This is a genomic window from Isoptericola sp. NPDC019571 (assembly GCF_044389385.1).
Classification (GTDB): Bacteria; Actinomycetota; Actinomycetes; order Actinomycetales; family Cellulomonadaceae; genus Isoptericola; species Isoptericola nanjingensis.
In genome coordinates, this window is sequence record NZ_JBIRXZ010000001.1 from 475,073 (window position 1) to 492,802 (window position 17,730).

Annotated in this window: 15 protein-coding genes; 9 read left to right on the forward strand and 6 right to left on the reverse strand. The window is 70.5% G+C overall.

The annotated features are described in order from the left end of the window. Positions 1-167: 167 nt before the first annotated feature. Positions 168-452: a glutaredoxin family protein gene (locus ACH443_RS02165; protein WP_430589344.1), complete on the forward strand. Its 285-nt coding sequence runs from the start codon at positions 168-170 to the stop codon at positions 450-452. After that, positions 449-1,465, forward strand: a complete 1,017-nt coding sequence (locus tag ACH443_RS02170) for a toprim domain-containing protein (RefSeq protein WP_430589345.1) — start codon at positions 449-451, stop codon at positions 1,463-1,465. Before ACH443_RS02165 ends, ACH443_RS02170 begins: the two co-directional genes overlap by 4 nt. A gap of 70 nt (positions 1,466-1,535) precedes the next feature. On the opposite strand, the gene ACH443_RS02175 is transcribed toward ACH443_RS02170, so the two are convergent. Further along, the gene (locus ACH443_RS02175) at positions 1,536-2,768 is read right to left on the reverse strand and encodes an ATP-binding protein (RefSeq protein ID WP_429765163.1); all 1,233 of its coding nucleotides are present in this window, start codon (positions 2,766-2,768) and stop codon (positions 1,536-1,538) included. 250 nt (positions 2,769-3,018) lie between these two features. On the opposite strand from ACH443_RS02175, the gene ACH443_RS02180 reads away from it, so the two are divergent. Then, positions 3,019-3,549, forward strand: a complete 531-nt coding sequence (locus ACH443_RS02180; protein ID WP_429765161.1) for a hypothetical protein — start codon at positions 3,019-3,021, stop codon at positions 3,547-3,549. Between the two features lie 38 nt (positions 3,550-3,587). Here the strand turns inward: ACH443_RS02180 and ACH443_RS02185 are convergent, their stop codons facing one another. After that, positions 3,588-4,172, reverse strand: coding sequence for a recombinase family protein (locus ACH443_RS02185; protein WP_430589346.1), 585 nt, complete (start codon positions 4,170-4,172; stop codon positions 3,588-3,590). A gap of 254 nt (positions 4,173-4,426) precedes the next feature. Here ACH443_RS02185 and ACH443_RS02190 point away from each other — a divergent pair, with 254 nt between their 5' ends. Further along, positions 4,427-4,912 (forward strand): NUDIX domain-containing protein, encoded by a 486-nt coding sequence (locus ACH443_RS02190; RefSeq protein WP_429765144.1) that lies wholly within the window; start codon positions 4,427-4,429, stop codon positions 4,910-4,912. An 874-nt stretch (positions 4,913-5,786) separates the two neighbouring features. Here ACH443_RS02190 and ACH443_RS02195 read toward each other — a convergent pair. Both ACH443_RS02195 and ACH443_RS02200 read right to left on the reverse strand, forming a co-directional pair. After that, positions 5,787-6,929, reverse strand: coding sequence for a hypothetical protein (locus ACH443_RS02195; protein WP_430589347.1), 1,143 nt, complete (start codon positions 6,927-6,929; stop codon positions 5,787-5,789). Positions 6,930-7,466: 537 nt separating this feature from the next. After that, positions 7,467-8,486: a LacI family DNA-binding transcriptional regulator gene (locus tag ACH443_RS02200; protein WP_429765139.1), complete on the reverse strand. Its 1,020-nt coding sequence runs from the start codon at positions 8,484-8,486 to the stop codon at positions 7,467-7,469. A gap of 112 nt (positions 8,487-8,598) precedes the next feature. Between ACH443_RS02200 and ACH443_RS02205 the strand changes: the two genes are divergently transcribed. The 5 genes from ACH443_RS02205 to ACH443_RS02225 all read left to right on the forward strand — a co-directional run bounded on the left by ACH443_RS02205 (position 8,599) and on the right by ACH443_RS02225 (position 14,950). After that, complete coding sequence (locus ACH443_RS02205; RefSeq protein WP_430589348.1) at positions 8,599-8,973, forward strand: L-rhamnose mutarotase; 375 nt, start codon at positions 8,599-8,601, stop codon at positions 8,971-8,973. A gap of 254 nt (positions 8,974-9,227) precedes the next feature. After that, positions 9,228-10,409, forward strand: coding sequence for an L-rhamnose isomerase (rhaI, locus tag ACH443_RS02210; RefSeq protein WP_430589349.1), 1,182 nt, complete (start codon positions 9,228-9,230; stop codon positions 10,407-10,409). A gap of 2 nt (positions 10,410-10,411) precedes the next feature. Further along, a complete protein-coding gene (locus ACH443_RS02215) occupies positions 10,412-11,377 on the forward strand; it encodes an alpha/beta hydrolase (RefSeq protein ID WP_430589350.1) in 966 nt (321 codons plus the stop codon). Positions 11,378-11,441: 64 nt separating this feature from the next. After that, positions 11,442-13,508, forward strand: coding sequence for a bifunctional aldolase/short-chain dehydrogenase (locus ACH443_RS02220; protein ID WP_430589351.1), 2,067 nt, complete (start codon positions 11,442-11,444; stop codon positions 13,506-13,508). Beyond that, a complete protein-coding gene (locus ACH443_RS02225) occupies positions 13,505-14,950 on the forward strand; it encodes a rhamnulokinase family protein (RefSeq protein ID WP_430589352.1) in 1,446 nt (481 codons plus the stop codon). The genes ACH443_RS02220 and ACH443_RS02225 overlap by 4 nt, the downstream gene beginning before the upstream one ends. Here the strand turns inward: ACH443_RS02225 and ACH443_RS02230 are convergent. Together ACH443_RS02230 and ACH443_RS02235 are read right to left on the reverse strand one after the other, a co-directional pair. Then, positions 14,935-15,483 carry an ATP-binding protein gene (locus ACH443_RS02230; RefSeq protein WP_430589353.1) on the reverse strand — a complete coding sequence of 183 codons (549 nt, stop codon included), beginning with the start codon at positions 15,481-15,483 and terminating at the stop codon, positions 14,935-14,937. The genes ACH443_RS02225 and ACH443_RS02230 overlap by 16 nt on opposite strands. Positions 15,484-15,668: 185 nt before the next feature. Then, positions 15,669-17,711 carry a pectinesterase family protein gene (locus tag ACH443_RS02235; protein WP_430589354.1) on the reverse strand — a complete coding sequence of 681 codons (2,043 nt, stop codon included), beginning with the start codon at positions 17,709-17,711 and terminating at the stop codon, positions 15,669-15,671. Between the last annotated feature and the right edge of the window lie 19 nt (positions 17,712-17,730).

Here is a 17,730-nt window from a genome sequence, read left to right on the forward strand (position 1 = left end):
GCGTGGCCCACCGGCTCCGCCAGAAGTTTCGCGGCCGCGTCGCTGCGCTCCTTATCTCGACCGAGAACTTCTTCCCCCGCCGCCCTGCGGGTTGACACGCCGGCCGCTCACGGCGGCCCTGGCTCCGCTATCAGGAACGATCCCACCGAGTGAGCGAGGAGGGCGTCATGCTCAGCGTGACCGTCTACAGCACCGGGCCGGCGTGCATGCGCTGCAAGATGACCAAGGACAAGCTCGAGGCCAAGGGCGTGCACGTCGACGTCGTCGAGCTGGCCGAGAACCCCGCCGCGCGCGAGTACGTCACCGAGGAGCTCGGGTACTCCGAGGCACCCGTGGTCGTCGTCGACGGACGGCACCGGGCAGGATCACTGGTGCGGCTTTCGACCCGACCAGATCAACCGCGTCGCGGCCGCGGCCGCGTGACCGAGCAGCAGGGGAGGAGGAGACCATGACCACCACCGCGGAGCGCATCGTCGCCGTGAACGCCGCCGCCTGGGACTACTGGCGCTGGCACGCCACCCAGTCGGGGGAGTGGGTTACCGGATACCTCGCCTCCCGCGGCCTGCGCGGCACCGTGGCCGGCCAGGCGCCCGCCGGCTGGGCGCGACTCGTGCCCACGCTGCGCCGGCGCGGGTTCACCGACACCGAGCTCCTGGACGCCGGCCTCGCCCTCGAGGCCAAGAACGGCGGAGTGGGCGACGCCTTCCGCGACCGACTGGTCCTGCCCCTCCGTGACACGAGCGACCGCATCATCGGGTTCACCGCGCGGAGGAACCCCGCCACCGACGACGACCCCGACGCGCCGCCGAAGTACCTCAACACCACCAGCACCCCGGCTTACGACAAGTCCCGCGCCCTGTACGGGCTCGACGCCGACGCCGCGGCCCGGATCGCCCGGGGTGGCATCCCCGTGCTCGTCGAGGGCGCCCTCGATGCCGAAGCCGTCCGCCGCGCCGGCAACGACCTGGTGCCCCTCGGCCTGTGCGGAACTGCGGTCACCGCCGGCCACCTGCAGCAGCTGCGCGACATCGACCCCGCCGCCGTGGGCCGGCTCATCAACGCCACTGACGCCGACACCGCCGGACAGGGCGCCATCTGCCGCCTCTGGAACCTCCTGACCCCCGACGAGGCCGCGACCGTGCGTGCGGCCGTCCTCGAGCCCGGGACCGACCCCGCAGACCTCGTGCGGGCCGGCCAGCGCCCCCAGCTCCGCGGAGTCCTAGTCGACGACGCCCGCCCGATCATCCAAGCCGCGATTGATGTCACCCTGACCGGGTACGACCTCGAGCACGTCGAAGGCGCCCTAGCGGGCCTGCGGCATATCGCCGCGGCGATCCGAGGTGCTTCTCCCGCGGTTCTTGCGCAGGCGACAGGACACCTCACCAAGCGCCTCGCCGACACCACCGACTACGACGTCGTGGTCGCGGAGATCGTCGACGCTGCGGCCGTTCGCGGGCCGGCCTGAGGGGCTCAACCGGCCGTCACAGCCCTGGCGACCGCGCCACACCACTATCTGGGACTCAACTCCGGCTCCGCTACTGCTTGCTACCGGTGGACCGAGCCCGTCGCTGGCGGCGAGGCGGGATCACAAGGTCAGGCAGGACGCGCAGCATGAACTTGTCGAAGTGTGGAACCGTGAACGCGGCGTAGCCGTGCTGCGGCGTGTAGAGCAGGCCCATGTCGATGAGCTCGGCACGGGTAGGGCCGAGTTGAGTGGACTCGCGTCCCAAGACGGCGGCGACGTCGGCGGCCTTCTGAGGCTCGGGGCCGAGCTCGGCCATCGCCCGAAGGTAGGCAGTCTGCAGCTCAGTGGCGCGGTCGAGCCGTACCCGGAAGAACGAGGAATCGAGCTTCGCTTGATACAGGTCGACGGCGTCCTCGACGTCCGTGCGGGTGATCGGGCTAGTCGGCGCTACACCCCAGATGGCGTACCCGAGTTCCTGCAGGAAGTACGGGTAGCCGCCGGTCACTTCCACTGCCAGGTCGAGGGCATCTGCGTCGAACGCTGCGCCCTCTGCATCGGCGGGCTCGGCCAGGGCGCGTCGAGCGTCTTCGGCGGAAAGGTCGCCGATCTGTGGGAACTTGAAGAGTCGCTCGGCGTACGACTTGGCGTCCCCCGCCAGCTCTGCGATCTGCGGCAGGCCGGCCCCGACGAGGGTGATCGGCAGCCGTCGCTGAACGGTCTTGTGCAGGGCAATGATCAGTGCCTCGAGTTGGGCCCGGCTGAGGAACTGGACCTCGTCAAGCAGCAGGACGACGCCACTTCCCTTGTCCTTTGCCGCTTCGCCGAGCTCGACCAAGACGTCAGTCAGGTCCATCGACAGGTCACCGTGATCGCCGAGACCTTCGATGGCGTCGACATTAAGGCCTGCTTGGAACTGGCCTGTCGCATCGACACTGACCGTGAACGACGACAGCGCGGCGGCTGCCCGTCGGAACCGGTCCGTCCACCGGACTCGAGGCGCGAGTTCGAGGAGTGCGGTGCGCAGCCTGAGCGCGACGTCCATCCGGAAAGCTTGGTCGTCGTGCTTCACGACCTCGTAGTCGAGCACGCTCCAGTCCTGCGCCTGGGCCTTCTCGCGGAACTTCCCGAGTAGGACCGTCTTTCCAACGCCTCGAAGGCCCGTGATGATCATCGACTGCTCAGACCGCCCGCGGGCGATGCGGCGCAGCAGGACGTCGAACGTCTCAAGCTGGTCGTCGCGTCCGACGAGCGCATCAGGGCGCGCGCCCGCGTTCGGCGTGTAGGGGTTTGCCACCGGGTCCATCGCACCAAATTAGCATCCTTACCACGCTTTATTGGAATCAGATAAAGTCGAGTAAGGATGCTAAGACGTGGCAGTCCTGAGTGTGGACGCGGCGACCCATCGCCGCGCGACGCGCTCGCCTGGCCTCACGTCTGTGCAGCAGGCTGGCGGTGGTAGACGGAGCCACGCTTGACGCCACGGCCGGCGACAGTGCACGGCTGTCAGTCGCTCGTCCTACCGTCAGGGTGAAACTCTCATGCAGGAGGCTGCGGTGGACTTGTTCAAGATCCAGCACGAACTCATCGCTGACCGCACGGCTGACGCCTGGTACAGGATCAGGATCGCCGGACCGTCGTTCCACTACCGGTGGGACTTCGGTAGCGGCCCCAGCGGCGCGTTCAGCAACATCAGCGATGAGCACCACAGCCACGCGGTCTGCCGCGAGGAGCCCAACCTCACCATGTCGTGGGGCATGAACGTCTACAGCCGAGAGGAGCGCAACGAGCTCCATTTCGACTGGGCCGAAGGCTTTGTCAACCCCAGCGTCCGGCCGTTCTGGGTGGACTTCTTCTGGAACAACGCACTGATCGACCGGGTAGAGCTCTGCCGGATCGACGGAGGGCATGGAACGATTCCGATCCCCGCCGGGCGCGAGGTCACCGACTTCGAGACCTCCGTGGCATACCTCGTCCACGACCTTGAAGAAGGCCCCGACCACGACCACCCCGGTCGCTACCTCGAAACACTAAACATCAAGCGGATCCGCGACTCCGACCGGTGGGGGGCCGGCTCGCAGCAGTAGGACAGACAGCGCCTCGTCGCAACGCGCTGCAACTCGTGCTAACCAGTCTCGCCGCCCGCTCCGATGCTGACGACAGCATGCCGTCGCACGGTTGAAGTCGACACCCCCAGCACCGCTGCGACCGCGACTACTGACTTCCCTCCCGCCAGCAGCTCTCGGGCCGAGGACGTGCGGTCGGGGCTCATGACCGACGGACGGCCGCCGATCCTGCCACGAGCACGCGCGGCAGCTAGTCCTTCATTGGTGCGTTCCCGGATGAGATCGGCCTCCATCTGCGCGAGCGCGGCAAGCATGTGGACCATGAACCGGCCCGCCGGGCTCGCGGTATCGATCTGCTCGGACAGGGACCGCAGACCGACGCCACGACGTTCGAGCTCGTCGACGAGACCGACCAGGTGCGGCATCGACCGCCCGAGGCGGTCCAGTTTCGCCACGACCAGGGTGTCCCCGTCCCCCAGCTCCGCCAACAGCCCAGCGAGCACCGGCCGGTCCTGGCGGCGGCCAGACGCCATCTCGACCCGTACATGCCGTCCGTCAACGCCGGCAACGCGCAGTGCGTCGAGCTGCGCGTCGAGGACCTGAGTCGCGGTCGAGACCCGCGCGTACCCGAACGTGATCGCCATGCCGGGCAAGTCCCAAACCGGTCGGTTCCCGGCTCGTCCTGTCGGGGCGCGCTACGCGACAAGATCGCCGAACCTCCCTGTCGCCCGGAAGCGTCTAGGTGACTCCAGGTGCGAGCTCTTGGGTCAGATGCAACTCGTACTCATTGACTGGTAGAGGCGCGTGCTCGTGTGGTGCGAGTTCCCCGGGCTAGGACCTCAGAGTCGGTCGGTTCTGACGCTTCGAGGCTGGGCGTTTAGAGCGCGGCGAACCCGGCATGATGGAGGCCATGTCGGTTGATCGCTCCTATATCCGGGTGAAGGCCATGCTCGTCGCGCCGAGTTTCGACGGCTCCCGCCACCTCGTCAGCTACAACGTTCCGACCAGCGAGAACCCCGCGGGCTACCACCGCCTGATCGGCGGCAGTGTCGAACTGGGGGAGACACATCGGGAAGCGATCATCCGTGAGGTGGACGAGGAGCTCGGAGCGCGCATCCTCGACCTCACCTACCTGGGCATGGTCGAGAACATCTTTCGGTACGACGGCGAGCTCGGCCATGAGGTCGTCGCTCTTTACTCCGGCCAGTTGGACCCACCGCCAGCCGCCGACGGCGGAACGCTCACCGAGTCGGACGGCTCGGTCGTTCCTGTCGTCTGGCGCCCGTTCGATGATGGCGAGCTGGCGGTGCCGCTCTACCCGGCAGGGGCGATCGACCAGATTCACGGCTCGCTGGCGCAGGTCGTCCCTCCCACGGGCAACTGACCACTTTCGAACTCGCACCAGTCAACTGGTAAAGGTGCGTGCTCGAGAGGCGCGAGTTCGGCGGGGGCCGGAGACGACGAGGGCGGCGGCAGGGAAGACCTCTACATGTCCAGCAGCACCACCAGGCACGAGGACATGCCCCACGACATAGGCGGCGAGCTGGGGTCTGCGTGAAGCGCATGGGACGATGTACGAGCGTGGTGGACGAGGCTCGGGGTTGGGGAGCGGTGCGCCACGACCCGGGTCGCGGACGTCTGGCACCACTATCCTTTACGCACGCAGGGAGCTGGACCTCACCGCCTCTCCTTGGCGGCAGATCTGGCCCCACCCGCCAGCATTGCGTGGCCTGGCTTACCCTCAAGCTAGATGAACTCCCGAAATATGTGAGAGGACAAGGATGCCCAATCAGAGAAATCGGCGCATCGTATTCCTGCTGCTGGTCGGAGGCCTAATCGCGACCTCGGTGACGTCGTGCTCTTTACCGGGATCGGGGCCCTGCACTCCTACTGATCCGAAATTGACTCCCAGCCGTGTCACGGCAGGTGACGAACTTGAGATCACGGTACCTGGACTCGTCGACGGTGACGGCTGTTCTCAGAACTTGCCTCAATCAGCAGAATACGAAGTTCAGTTGTGGCCATTCGACGGTGGAGGCCATCAGATTATCGGTTTGCTCGACCCTGACAATCTAGGGGCAGCGAGTGGAACGGTCCGTGTGCCCGTCGACTACCCGCCAGGCGACGCCATAATTCGGGTAGAGGTGAATGGGGTGAGCCTACGTTGCGAGCAGTCCGAGACCGATGAATGTGCGCGTTCAGAATCGAAGGTTTGTGTCAGCAGCATGGAGGGCTGACACGAACCTCCGATGCCGGGCCTAGTTGGCCGATCGCACCGCGCGGTCACCAGCCTGGTCCGCGATGGTCACCGTCGCAGGGAGTTTCGAGCCACCAGAAGCGAGCCGTCCAATTTCTCCGTCCATGCGCCAGGCTGCCTGACCTCCAACGATCATGTACTGATCGCTTGCGGCGCCCCCCGGTGCCGTCCACTCTCGAAGATAGGTGAGGTACGTCGCGTCCGACTTCAAGAGTTCGGCTGCATTGACTGCGTACTGGGAAATGTCTCCATCTTGACGAATTTCGATGATCTCTCCAGGCTCCACCTCGCCAACGATCGACTCTGTCACTCTGGCTTGAGTTACGGTAAATGACACGTTGCCGATGCGTTCGACGCGCGACGCACCCGTCGGCTTAACGACCACGGAGACCTTAGCTTCACTGCTCACCTCGTCGAGGGTGTCGAAGCTGTCGGTGTAGTCCAGCACAATTGGCCGCGAACCCGGCGCGGGTGCGGGGGTGGCGAGTTGGTTCCGCGTTTGAGCAGAGGGGATCACGTTGTTCGAGTACAACTGATTAATTGCCTCTCGTTCGGGCGTCTGCGGAGAGGTGCGGCTGCACTCTTGCCTCGGCTTCCAATAGTGATTCATAAGCATCACATTTTCGCAGCCTGATTCCCAGATATCCTCTGTCTGATCAGTCGGGTGCGCCAACCCGATTACATGGCCTAGTTCGTGGGCAGCAGTGCTCCGCTTCATCGTGAGTGATGCGGTCGAGAATTCAGAGGAGTTCATCTCGATGAACTGCATTCGGTCATGAAAGAAGGTGAGCATATCGCAATTCTGGAAATCTGGCGCCCGCCCGGACCGGTCGGTGTCGCCGTAGTCCATCACCTCGGCCACGATCATCGCAGGCCCGAAGTTGATGGCTTCTTCTAGGTCGATAGTCGTTGGCCCATCCCATGCACTGGCCGCATAGCGGAATATCTCGCTCCACTCATCATCCAGGGCTGCAGGGGTGTCGCCACCAACAGTCCAACTGGCCCAAGGGTGTTCGAACTCACACCCCGACCACCTTGCCGATGCGGTCGCCGTTTGTGCGGTGGCGAGTGAACTCCCTGCTGCCAAAGTTGCAACTAGTGCGGTGCTTACGAGGGCCGATCGTAGCGCGCGCCGAGATGTCATCTGCCGATCTCCTTTGAGCTGGCTGAATGCCCCCTGTGTGATGCAAGGTAGAGCGGTTGAGTGTCGGGGGCAACCGGTGCGGCGCCACGGGTTGGGGGCAGCCGATCCTGAGCGCCCTGCAGGCGGCGGGGCCTGCGGAGGCCGGAGCAAGACGGCAGGGTCACCCGGGCGCGGACGCCACAGGCCCGCGCTAGAGGTGCGTGCTCACGAGCACGGAACCGCCCTTTCGAGGAATCGTGCATCTGATGCACGAAACGTAGGGCGACCTGCGGCGAGGCGGCGCGAGTCGACGGCGTTAGCGCGCCCAAGGCGACGGACTGTGCTGCTGACCCGCAGCGACGCTGTCATCGCACCTAGGTGCGAGTTCTTGCATCAGATGCAACGCGCACTAGTCCATAACCGATAACCTGGATTATGACGATAAGCCTTTTTGGCCCGCTTTGAGGTGCTCTGAGCCCGGATGGCCGGCACCCACTGGTCTCGGTGGGCCGGCGCGCGCGGAGCGCGGGGTCGCGGTCGGCAGGCGGGCGCTGCGGCTCAGCCGACGCCGGTCGTGGACTCGCGGACGACGAGCTCGGGCTGGAACGTCACCTGCTCGACGACGTCGTCCGGGTCCAGCAGCAGGTCCGCCGCGCGGTGGCCGAGCTGGTGCGTCGGCTGGCGCACCGACGTCAGCGGCGTGGCCAGCTCGCCCGCGAAGGTGACGTCGTCGTACCCCACGACCGCCATGCCGGACGGCACGGGGACGTCGGCGGCGCGGAGCGTGCGCAGGGCGCCGAGGGCGGTGAGGTCGTTGACGCACATCGTGGCCGTCGGGCGCTCGGCGAGCGCGAGCACCTGCTCGGTGCCGGTCTGGCCGCCGTCGGCGTTGAGGGTGGAGATCGTGATCTCGACCAGCGCCTCGACGGGGTCGAGGCCGAGCTCCACGAGCGCGTCGTGCAGGCCGGCGCTGCGGTCGGCGCACTGGCGGATGGTGTGCGGGCCGTTGAGGAAGGCGATCCGCTCGTGCCCGAGGTCGACGAGGTGGCGTGCGGCGGCGGCGGCGCCCGCGCGGTCGTCGACGGCCACGGACGACAGCGTGTCGACCGGCGACGGGCGGTCGAGCAGCACCACCCGCAGCCCCCGGGCGCGGAGGGTCTCGAGGTGCTCGAGGTCCTGCGTGGCCGGCACGACCATGACGCCCTGCACGCCGTGCTCCTCGAAGAGGCGCAGGTAGCGGGCCTCGCGCTCCGGCTTCTCGTCGGAGCTGGCGAGCATGAGGGTGTAGTCCGCCTCCTCGAGGCGGTCCTCGATGCCGCGCGCCACGTCGGTGAAGAACGGGTTGGAGACGTCGAGCACGATGGCGCCCGCCGTGGTGATGGTGCCGGCGCGGAGCTGGCGCGCGGACCCGTTGGGCACGAACGCGAGGTCGTCGATGGCGGCGAGCACCCGCTCGCGCGTGGCCGGGGAGACGCGGTCCGGACGGTTGAGCACGTTCGAGACCGTGCCGACCGACACCTTGGCCTGGCGCGCGACGTCGCTGATCGACGCGCGGCGGCGGGGGGCGGTCGTCGTCATGGGCTGCTCCTCGGGTTCGGGCGCGTCGTCGCGCCTGGGCTCCAGCGTAGAGGTACCTGGGTGCCGGCCTGGTTGCTGCCCGGCGCCGTCGCGTGTTGCTAGGTTTCATGCTATGAACCGTTTCACCGACGACGGCGCAACGACGCACGTCTGTTTCGTGTCCCGCGTACGACGCGACCGCCTCGACGAGTACAAGGCAGCGCACGCCGCCGTCTGGCCCGAGATGCTCGAGGCGCTGGCAGAGACCGGCTGGCACGACTACCGCCTGTTCCTCGGCGCCGACGGCCTGCTCGTCGGCGTCCTGCGCACCGATGACTACGAGCGAGCCCAGCGCGACATGGCCGCCCGCGAGGTGAACGAGCGCTGGCAGGCCGCCATGAAGGACTTCTTCGAGCCCGCCGAGGGGCGCCCCGACGAGGGCTTCGTCCAGCTCGAGGAGGTCTTCCACCTGGAGTCCCAGCTCGACGCCGCGCGCCGCGTCGACTGACCGCCCGCGCCCTGTCAGGACCACGCGCGGGTACACGCGCTCTTGGCCCTGACAGCTCCCAGTGCTCGCGAGTTGTGAGGGCTATGTTCACGTAGACGTGCTCCTGGCCCTGACACGTCGGCGGGCGAGGGTTCGAACGTGCGCAGACAGTTGACGCCGCCTCGCACCCCACCTAGGGTATGAAACGATTCAAAGCGCGGTCGCCCCGCCGGCCGCACCAGCACCGCGCGAGGGAGCGCGGACGAGGAGGAGACATGACGGCGACGACGCCCGTGCTCGACGCACGGCTGCGCAAGGCCCTCGGCGAGCAGACCATCGAGCTGCCCTCGTGGGCGTTCGGCAACTCGGGTACCCGGTTCAAGGTCTTCGGCACGCCCGGGACCCCCCGCGACCCGTACGAGAAGATCGCGGACGCCGCCCAGGTGCACCGCTACACGGGCATCGCGCCGCGCGTGTCGCTGCACGTCCCGTGGGACCTGGTCGACGACTTCTCCGACCTGGCCCGGCACGCCAAGGAGCACGGCGTGACCATCGGGATGATCAACTCGAACCTGTTCCAGGACGACGACTACAAGCTCGGCTCCCTCACGCACTCCGACCCGGCCGTGCGCCGCAAGGCGATCGCCCACCACGTGCAGTGCATCGACGTCATGCGCGCCACGGGGTCGAAGGAGCTGAAGGTCTGGCTGCCGGACGGCACCAACTACCCGGGCCAGGACTCGATCCGCGCCCGCCAGGACCGGCTCGCCGAGTCGCTCGCGGAGATCTACGCCGCGCTCGACGACGACCACCGCATGGTGCTCGAGTACAAGTTCTTCGAGCCGGCGTTCTACCACACCGACGTGCCGGACTGGGGCACCTCCCTGCTGCACTGCCTCGCCCTCGGCGACAAGGCGAACGTCGTGCTCGACACGGGCCACCACGCGCCCGGCACCAACATCGAGTTCATCGTGGCCCAGCTGCTGCGCCAGGGCCGCCTCGGCGCCTTCGACTTCAACTCGCGCTTCTACGCGGACGACGACCTCATGGCCGGCGCCGCGGACCCGTTCCAGCTCTTCCGGATCATGCACGAGATCGTGCAGGCGGACGCGCTGCGCCCGGAGTCGGGGGTGAACTTCATGCTCGACCAGTGCCACAACATCGAGGAGAAGATCCCCGGCCAGATCCGCTCCGTGATGAACGTCCAGGAGGCCACGGCCAAGGCGCTGCTCGTCGACGCCGAGGCCCTCGACGCCGCGCAGCGCTCCGGCGACGTGCTCGGCGCCAACGGCGCGCTCATGGACGCCTACAACACGGACGTGCGCGGCCTCCTCGCCGACCTGCGCGCCGAGCAGGGCCTCGACCCCGAGCCCATGAAGGCGTTCGCGGCGTCCGGCTACCTGGCGCAGATCGCGGCCGAGCGTGTCGGCGGCCAGCAGGCCGGCTGGGGCGCCTGAGCATGACGACGACGGCGGGCACGACGGCGGACACCGCGCCGCCCGTCCCGGCGGACCCGGACGCCGCGGTCGCCGACCGCGTGCTCGCGGGGCCGCACGGCGACCTGCGGGTGCGGGTCTACCGGCCGGCGGGCACGCCCGTCGCGGGCCTGGTGTGGGCGCACGGCGGCGCGTTCGCGCACGGCGACCTCGACATGCCCGAGGCCGACGGCGTCGCGCGCGGCCTCGCCGCGGCGGGGGTCGCCGTCGTGAGCGTGGAGTACCGCCTGGTACCCGCGCTCGACTACCGCGCCGCGGGCGCGACGCCCGGGACGGACGGCGTCCGCTTCCCGGTGCCGTCCGAGGAGGTCGCCTTCGCCTTCGCGTGGGCCGCCGGGGGCGGCGCCGCCGACCTCGGCGTCCCCGCGGGACGGTGGTCTCTGGGCGGCGCGAGCGCCGGCGGCGACCTCGCCGCGGGGGCGTCGCTGCGGCTGCGGGACGGCGCGGCGCCGCTCGGCACCCTCAGCGGCGCCGTCGGGCCCGACGGCGTGACCCCGCGCAGCGTCGTGCTCGCCTACCCGGTGACGCACCAGGAGCTGCCCTCGCCCAGCGCCGAGCTGGCCGCCAAGATCGCGGGGCTGCCGCCGGAGAAGGACTTCCCGCCGGCCGCCGTGCGCGCGATGAACGGCAACTACCTGGGCCACGACGGCCCGGCGACGTCGCCCTACGCCTTCCCCGGCGGCCAGGACCTGCGCGGCCTGCCGCCCACGCTGATCGTCAACTCCGACCTCGACGCCCTGCGCTCGGGCGGCGAGGCCTACGCCGCGGAGCTCGCGGCCGCCGGGGTGGACGTCTTCGTGACCCGCGAGGACGGCACCACCCACGGACACCTCAACCGGCCCGCCGAGCCCGGCTTCGCGCGCAGCCTCGCGCGGATCGCCGCCTGGCTCACGACGGACGCCCTCGTCGGCACCGCGCACGAGCGCTGACCCCCGTACCCCTCACCGCACCCACCCCCGTCCGTCGGCCGACGGACCGACCACCGGAGCACCGATGACGAAGCAGACCGTCAACCCGACCGTGGAGGCCCTCGTCGCGCGGTCGAACCGCCTGGGCGCCGACCCGCGCAACACGAACTACGCCGGCGGCAACACGTCCGCCAAGGGGATCGAGAAGGACCCGGTCACCGGGCAGGACGTCGAGCTGCTGTGGGTCAAGGGCTCCGGCGGCGATCTCGGCACCCTCACCGCGAAGGGCCTCGCCGTCCTGCGGCTGGACCGCCTGCGCGCCCTCACCGAGGTGTACCCGGGCGTGGAGCGCGAGGACGAGATGGTCGCCGCGTTCGACTACTGCCTGCACGGCAAGGGCGGCGCCGCCCCCAGCATCGACACGGCCATGCACGGCCTGGTCGACGCCGCGCACGTGGACCACCTGCACCCGGACGCCGGCATCGCGATCGCGACCGCCGTCGACGGCCCGGAGCTGACGCAGAAGATCTTCGGCGGCAAGGTCGTGTGGGTGCCGTGGCGCCGCCCCGGCTTCCAGCTCGGCCTCGACATCGCGGAGATCAAGGCCGCCCACCCGGACGCGATCGGCACGGTGCTCGGCGGGCACGGCATCACGGCCTGGGGCGAGACGGCCGAGGAGTCCGAGGCGAACTCGCTGTGGATCATCGAGACCGCCGCCGCGTACATCGCCGAGCACGGTGCGCCGGAGCCCTTCGGCCCGGCCCTCGACGGCTACGGGGCGCTGCCCGACGCCGAGCGCCGCGCCAAGGCCGCCGCGCTCGCCCCGCACCTGCGCGCCGTCGCCTCCCTCGACAAGCCGCAGGTGGGCCACTACACGGACGCGGACGTCGTCCTCGACTTCCTGGCGAGCGCCGAGCACGCGCGCCTCGCGGAGCTCGGCACCAGCTGCCCCGACCACTTCCTGCGCACCAAGGTGAAGCCGCTGGTCGTCGACCTGCCGGCCACCGCGACCGTCGAGGAGATCGTGGAGCGCCTGCCCGAGCTGCACGAGGCGTACCGCGCCGACTACACCGCGTACTACGAGCGCGGCGCCGCCGAGGCCCGTGCCCGCGGCGAGGAGCCGCCCGCCATGCGCGGCGCGGACCCGGCGATCGTCCTCGTGCCCGGCGTGGGCATGTTCTCGTACGGCGCGGACAAGCAGACCGCGCGCGTGGCGGGGGAGTTCTACGTCAACGCCGTCAACGTGATGCGCGGCGCGGAGGCCCTGTCCACGTACGCCCCGATCGACGAGTCGGAGAAGTTCCGCATCGAGTACTGGGCCCTCGAGGAGGCGAAGCTCCAGCGCAAGCCGAAGCCGAAGCCGCTCGCGACCCGCATCGCGTTCGTGACCGGCGCGGCATCCGGCATCGGCAAGGCCATCGCGACCCGCCTCGCGGCGGAGGGTGCGTGCGTCGTCGTCGCCGACCTGGACCTCGCCAAGGCGCAGGCCGCCGCGGCCGAGCTGGGCTCGACGGACGTCGCCGTCGGGCTGGCGGCGAACGTCGCCGACGAGGCCGCCGTGCAGGCCGCGCTCGCCGAGGCCGTCCTCGCCTTCGGCGGCGTCGACATCGTCGTGAACAACGCCGGCCTGTCGCTGAGCAAGTCGCTGTTCGACACCACCGAGGCGGACTGGGACCTGCAGCACGACGTCATGGCCAAGGGCTCGTTCCTCGTGGCCAAGAACGCCGCGCGCATCCTCGTGGACCAGAAGCTCGGCGGCGACATCGTCTACATCTCGTCGAAGAACTCCGTGTTCGCGGGCCCGAACAACATCGCGTACTCGGCCACCAAGGCCGACCAGGCGCACCAGGTGCGCCTGCTGGCCGCCGAGCTCGGCGAGCACGGCATCAAGGTCAACGGCATCAACCCGGACGGCGTCGTGCGTGGCTCGGGCATCTTCGCCTCCGGGTGGGGCGCCAACCGCGCCAAGACGTACGGCATCGAGGAGCAGGACCTGGGCAGGTTCTACGCCCAGCGCACGCTGCTCAAGCGCGAGGTGCTGCCCGAGCACGTCGCCAACGCCGTCTACGCGCTGTGCACGTCCGACTTCTCGCACACCACCGGCCTGCACGTGCCCGTCGACGCCGGCGTGGCTCAGGCGTTCCTGCGGTGACGGGCACGACCCCCTCGACGGCGGCGGGCACCCTCGCCGCCGTCGACCTGGGCGCCACCAGCGGGCGCGTCATCCTGGGGCACCTGGGCGGGCGCGAAGGGCTGCGGCTGCAGCACGTCGCCAGGTTCCCCAACGACCCGGTCCGTACGCCCGACGGCCTGCACTGGAACCTGCTGGAGCTGTACCGCCAGGTGCTCGACGGCCTGGCCGTGGCCGAGCGCGAGGCGCCGGGGGAGATCCTCGGCGTCGGGATCGACTCGTGGGCCGTGGACTACGGCCTGCTGCGCGGCGGCCGGCTGCTCGGCATGCCGTACCACTACCGGGACGCGCGCACGGCGGACGGCGTGGAGCGCGTGCACGCACGCGTGGACGCCGCGGCGCTGTACGCGCGCAACGGGCTGCAGCACCTGCCGTTCAACACGGTGTTCCAGCTCGCCACGGAGGGGCCGCTGCTCGACCTCGCCGACCGGCTGCTGCTGGTGCCCGACCTGCTCGCCCACTGGCTCACCGGGGCCGAGGTCGCGGAGCGCACCAACGCCTCCACGACCGGTCTGCTCGACGCGCGCACGGGGGAGTGGGACACGGGTCTCGCCGACCTCGTCGGGATCCCGGCCGGGATCCTGCCGCCCCTCGTCGACCCGGGGGCGTCGCTGGGGGCCCTGCGCCCCGACGTCGCGCAGCTGGTCGGCCGGGCGCTCGAGGTCACGGCCGTCGGCTCGCACGACACGGCCTCCGCCGTCGTCGCCGTCCCCGCCACCGACCGGGACGTCGCCTACGTCTCGTGCGGCACCTGGGGGCTGGTCGGCCTCGAGCTCGACGCGCCGGTGCTCTCCGAGGACGCCCGCCTCGCCGGCTTCACCAACGAGGGCGGCGTCGACGGCCGCACGCGCTTCCTGCACAACGTCATGGGGCTGTGGCTGCTCAGCGAGTCGATCCGCACCTGGGAGCGCGAGTCCACCGCGGCCCAGCGCTCCAGCACGCTGCAGGAGCTGCTGGCCGAGGCGGCGCACGTCACCGCGCCGGTGGCGGTCTTCGACGTCGACGACCCGCGCTTCCTGCCGCCGGGCGACGTCCCCGGCCGCATCGCCGACTGGTGCCGCGAGCACGACCAACCGGTGCCCGCCACGCGCGGGGAGTACGTGCGCAGCATCGTCGAGAGCCTGGCGCAGGCGTTCGCGGACGCCGTCACGACGGCGGCGAGGCTCGCGGGGCGCACCGTGTCGACCATCCACGTGGTCGGTGGCGGCGCGCAGAACACGCTCCTGTGCCAGGCGACGGCGGACCGCTCGGGGCTGCCCGTGGTGGCCGGGCCCGTCGAGGCCACCGCCATCGGGAACCTGCTGGTGCAGGCCCGCGCCCGCGGTCTCGTGGACGGCGGCCTGGAGGACCTGCGCGCGCTCGTCGCCGCGGCGTTCACGCCCGAGCGCTACGCGCCGCGGTAGGCCCCGTCCGACGCCGCGCCCGCCGACGGGCCATGGCTCGCCAGGTGGTGCGGCGCCGGGCCCGCGGGCGCGGCGACGGGCGCCCGGTCCGAGGTCGTGAACCGGGCCCACACGTGCTTCTCGCCGCGGTCCGTGCAGTACCAGCCGACGCGGTCGGCGATCGTCTCGGCCAGGCGCAGGCCGTGGCCCCCCTCGCCCGGCTCGCGGTCGTGCGGGACGACGGGCGGCGCGTCGGGGCTGCGGTCGACGACGTCGACCACGGCGACGTGCCCGTCGCACAGGAGCCGGGCGACGACCGGCGGCCGCGCGTGCTCCAGGGCGTTCGCGACGAGCTCGCTCGCCACCAGCACCATGCGCTGGCGCCCGGAGAGCGCGCCGAGGTCGCCGGAGCTGGGTGCCATGGCCGCGGGGCAGTCGCAGGGCAGCCGGTCCTCGAACTCCGCGCGCACCTCGGCGAGGTCGTCGACGGAGCGCACGGTCCACGACCCGACCACGTCGAGCTGCCCGACGGGGACGGCCTCGACGGGCGTCACCGGCGCACGTCCGGAACCATGCAGCAGCCTCCTGTGGCCACGGGGGATGGGTGCCTTCCGAGGGCCGCTGGGGCGGCCTGAACCGTCGTCGACACTACTGCCCCGAGGCCGCCCCCGCGCGCGCTGTGACGAACGTCGTGGTGAGCGCGGCCCACGCCCGCTGACCGCGCTCACCACGCGTCAGGTCAGCGCCAGGGCGCCCAGCCGTCGTCGCCGGACAGGTACGCCTCGCGGGTGTGCGCGGCGGCCTCGTCGGCCGTGAGCTGCGGCCGTCCGTCGACGGCCCCGCCGGCGGGCGCGGCGCCCGGACCGGCGTTGCGGTACTCCCGCATGAAGTCGTCGCGCCACGACCAGCCGCTCATGTCCGACCAGGCGGGCGTGCCGACGTGCGCGCCCAGCCACGAGTCGCGGACGACGACCGACGGGTCGACGAGCGGGTTGCTGCTGGGGTGCCACGGGCGGCCGAGGAACACGGTGCCCGCCGCGGCGTCCGACGTGAACCGGGTGCCGGTGAACAGGAAGCCCCTGCCGCCCGGCACGGTCGCCGGTGCGGCCACGTACCCGTTGTTCGTCGCGGACCCGCGGTCGAGCGAGCGGATCTCCGAGTCCTCGACGACGAGGGTGCCGCCGCCGTAGACGAAGTCGACGTCGCCCTCGATGTACGAGCCGGTGACCCAGGTGCGCGCCGCCGTGGCGCCGGAGCCCGGGTCGGCCAGGTAGGTGTCCTGGTTGCCGAGCAGCCGCACGCCGTCGAGCACGGTGCGGTCGCCCGACGTCCGCAGCGCGAGCGCCTGGCTGCCGCCGTTCGCGGCCTCGTCGTAGGCGTTCTCGACGGTGAGGTCGCGCAGCGTGACGTCGTCGGCCAGCACGGACAGCACCGGCGAGCCGGTGTGCCCGAACGTGCCGCCGTAGAACTTGGCCTGGCCGGCGGCGAGGTCGTAGGTGAGCACCACGTCCTCCGGGTCGCCGGTGGCGCCGCGGATCGTGATCCCGTCGGCGCCGGGCCAGACCCGCACGACCTCGCGGTAGACGCCCGGCTCGACGACGACGTCCACCGGGTGCGGCGACCGCGACGCCGCGCCCACCGCGGCACCGATCGACGCATAGTCGCCGGTGCCGTCGAGCGCCACCGTGACCGTGCGGCGGACCTTCTCCGGCGCGCCGAGGGTGCCCGCGCCGTCCGTGACGATGCGCGTGACGTCGGCGACGGCGTCCGGCGTGTACGCGTACCGCGCGGCCGGGTCGAACGTCGGGCCGGTGTCGTCCTTGCGCCCACGGACGGTCGTGAACCGGTTGTCGCGCGAGTCGACCTTCGACGCCGGGTCCTTGGCGACGATCGCGTCCTCGCCGTTCGAGTACACGCTCGACTCGACGACGAGCTGCGACGCGCCGCGCGACATGGTGCCGTACTGCGCCTGCCCGTCGAACCAGTTGTTGTAGAGGTGGCCGGCGGCGACGTTGTCGATGCTCGCGTTGCGCTGGTAGGTGTTCGAGAACCGGTTGTGGTGCATCGTGATCTCGGTGACCACGTTGTCGGTCCAGCCCACGCCCACCGTCTTGTTGTGGTCGTGCAGGTAGTTCCACGACAGCGTGACCGCCGTGGAGTCCTTGCGGACGTCGATCAGCCCGTCGCCCAGGCGGGTCAGCTCGTTGTGGTCGATCCACACGTGGCTGGAGGTGTCGACGCGGATGCCGTCGTTGTCGTTGTCGGCGCTCTTGCCGTCCCAGTCGCCCGGCACGTACGAGTCGCGGAAGCGCAGGTTGCGCACGACGACGTTCTCCACGTGGTCGAGCCGCAGCCCGACGCCCACCAGCTCGGCGCCGGACGCGAACCCGACGATCGTCTTGTCGCTCGCCACGTCGATCATCGAGCCGAACTCGGCCGGCTCGATGGTGCCCTTGACGTAGATCGTCAGGGGTCCGTCGGATGCCGCGGCCTCGGCGAGCGCGGCCGCGTCGCGGACGGTGACGGAGCCCCCGCCCGCGCCGCCGGTCGTGCCGTGCGGCAGGTCGTCGGTGGGAGTGGAGGCGAAGCCCGTCGCCACGGGCGACCAGACGGGCCCGTCGGCCGTCGACGTCGCGGGCGCGCCGATGCGCTCGAGGACGGCGGCGCCTGCCGCGGCCGGGTCGACGTCGGAGGGCGCCGCCTGCGCGGCGGGGGCGAGCAGGGTCAGGGCCAGCACCGGGGCGCCGAGCAGCGCGGCCGTGCGGGTGGTCGTGAGTCTCATCGTTGCTCCTCGGTCAGGG

Coding starts and splice junctions, on each gene's coding strand:
- ACH443_RS02165 (WP_430589344.1), top strand. CDS start 168: ATGCTCAGCGTGACCGTCTACAGCACCGGGCCGGCGTGCATGCGCTGC.
- ACH443_RS02170 (WP_430589345.1), top strand. CDS start 449: ATGACCACCACCGCGGAGCGCATCGTCGCCGTGAACGCCGCCGCCTGG.
- ACH443_RS02175 (WP_429765163.1), bottom strand. CDS start 2,768: ATGGACCCGGTGGCAAACCCCTACACGCCGAACGCGGGCGCGCGCCCT.
- ACH443_RS02185 (WP_430589346.1), bottom strand. CDS start 4,172: ATGGCGATCACGTTCGGGTACGCGCGGGTCTCGACCGCGACTCAGGTC.
- ACH443_RS02190 (WP_429765144.1), top strand. CDS start 4,427: ATGATGGAGGCCATGTCGGTTGATCGCTCCTATATCCGGGTGAAGGCC.
- ACH443_RS02195 (WP_430589347.1), bottom strand. CDS start 6,929: ATGACATCTCGGCGCGCGCTACGATCGGCCCTCGTAAGCACCGCACTA.
- ACH443_RS02200 (WP_429765139.1), bottom strand. CDS start 8,486: ATGACGACGACCGCCCCCCGCCGCCGCGCGTCGATCAGCGACGTCGCG.
- ACH443_RS02205 (WP_430589348.1), top strand. CDS start 8,599: ATGAACCGTTTCACCGACGACGGCGCAACGACGCACGTCTGTTTCGTG.
- rhaI (WP_430589349.1), top strand. CDS start 9,228: ATGACGGCGACGACGCCCGTGCTCGACGCACGGCTGCGCAAGGCCCTC.
- ACH443_RS02215 (WP_430589350.1), top strand. CDS start 10,412: ATGACGACGACGGCGGGCACGACGGCGGACACCGCGCCGCCCGTCCCG.
- ACH443_RS02220 (WP_430589351.1), top strand. CDS start 11,442: ATGACGAAGCAGACCGTCAACCCGACCGTGGAGGCCCTCGTCGCGCGG.
- ACH443_RS02235 (WP_430589354.1), bottom strand. CDS start 17,711: ATGAGACTCACGACCACCCGCACGGCCGCGCTGCTCGGCGCCCCGGTG.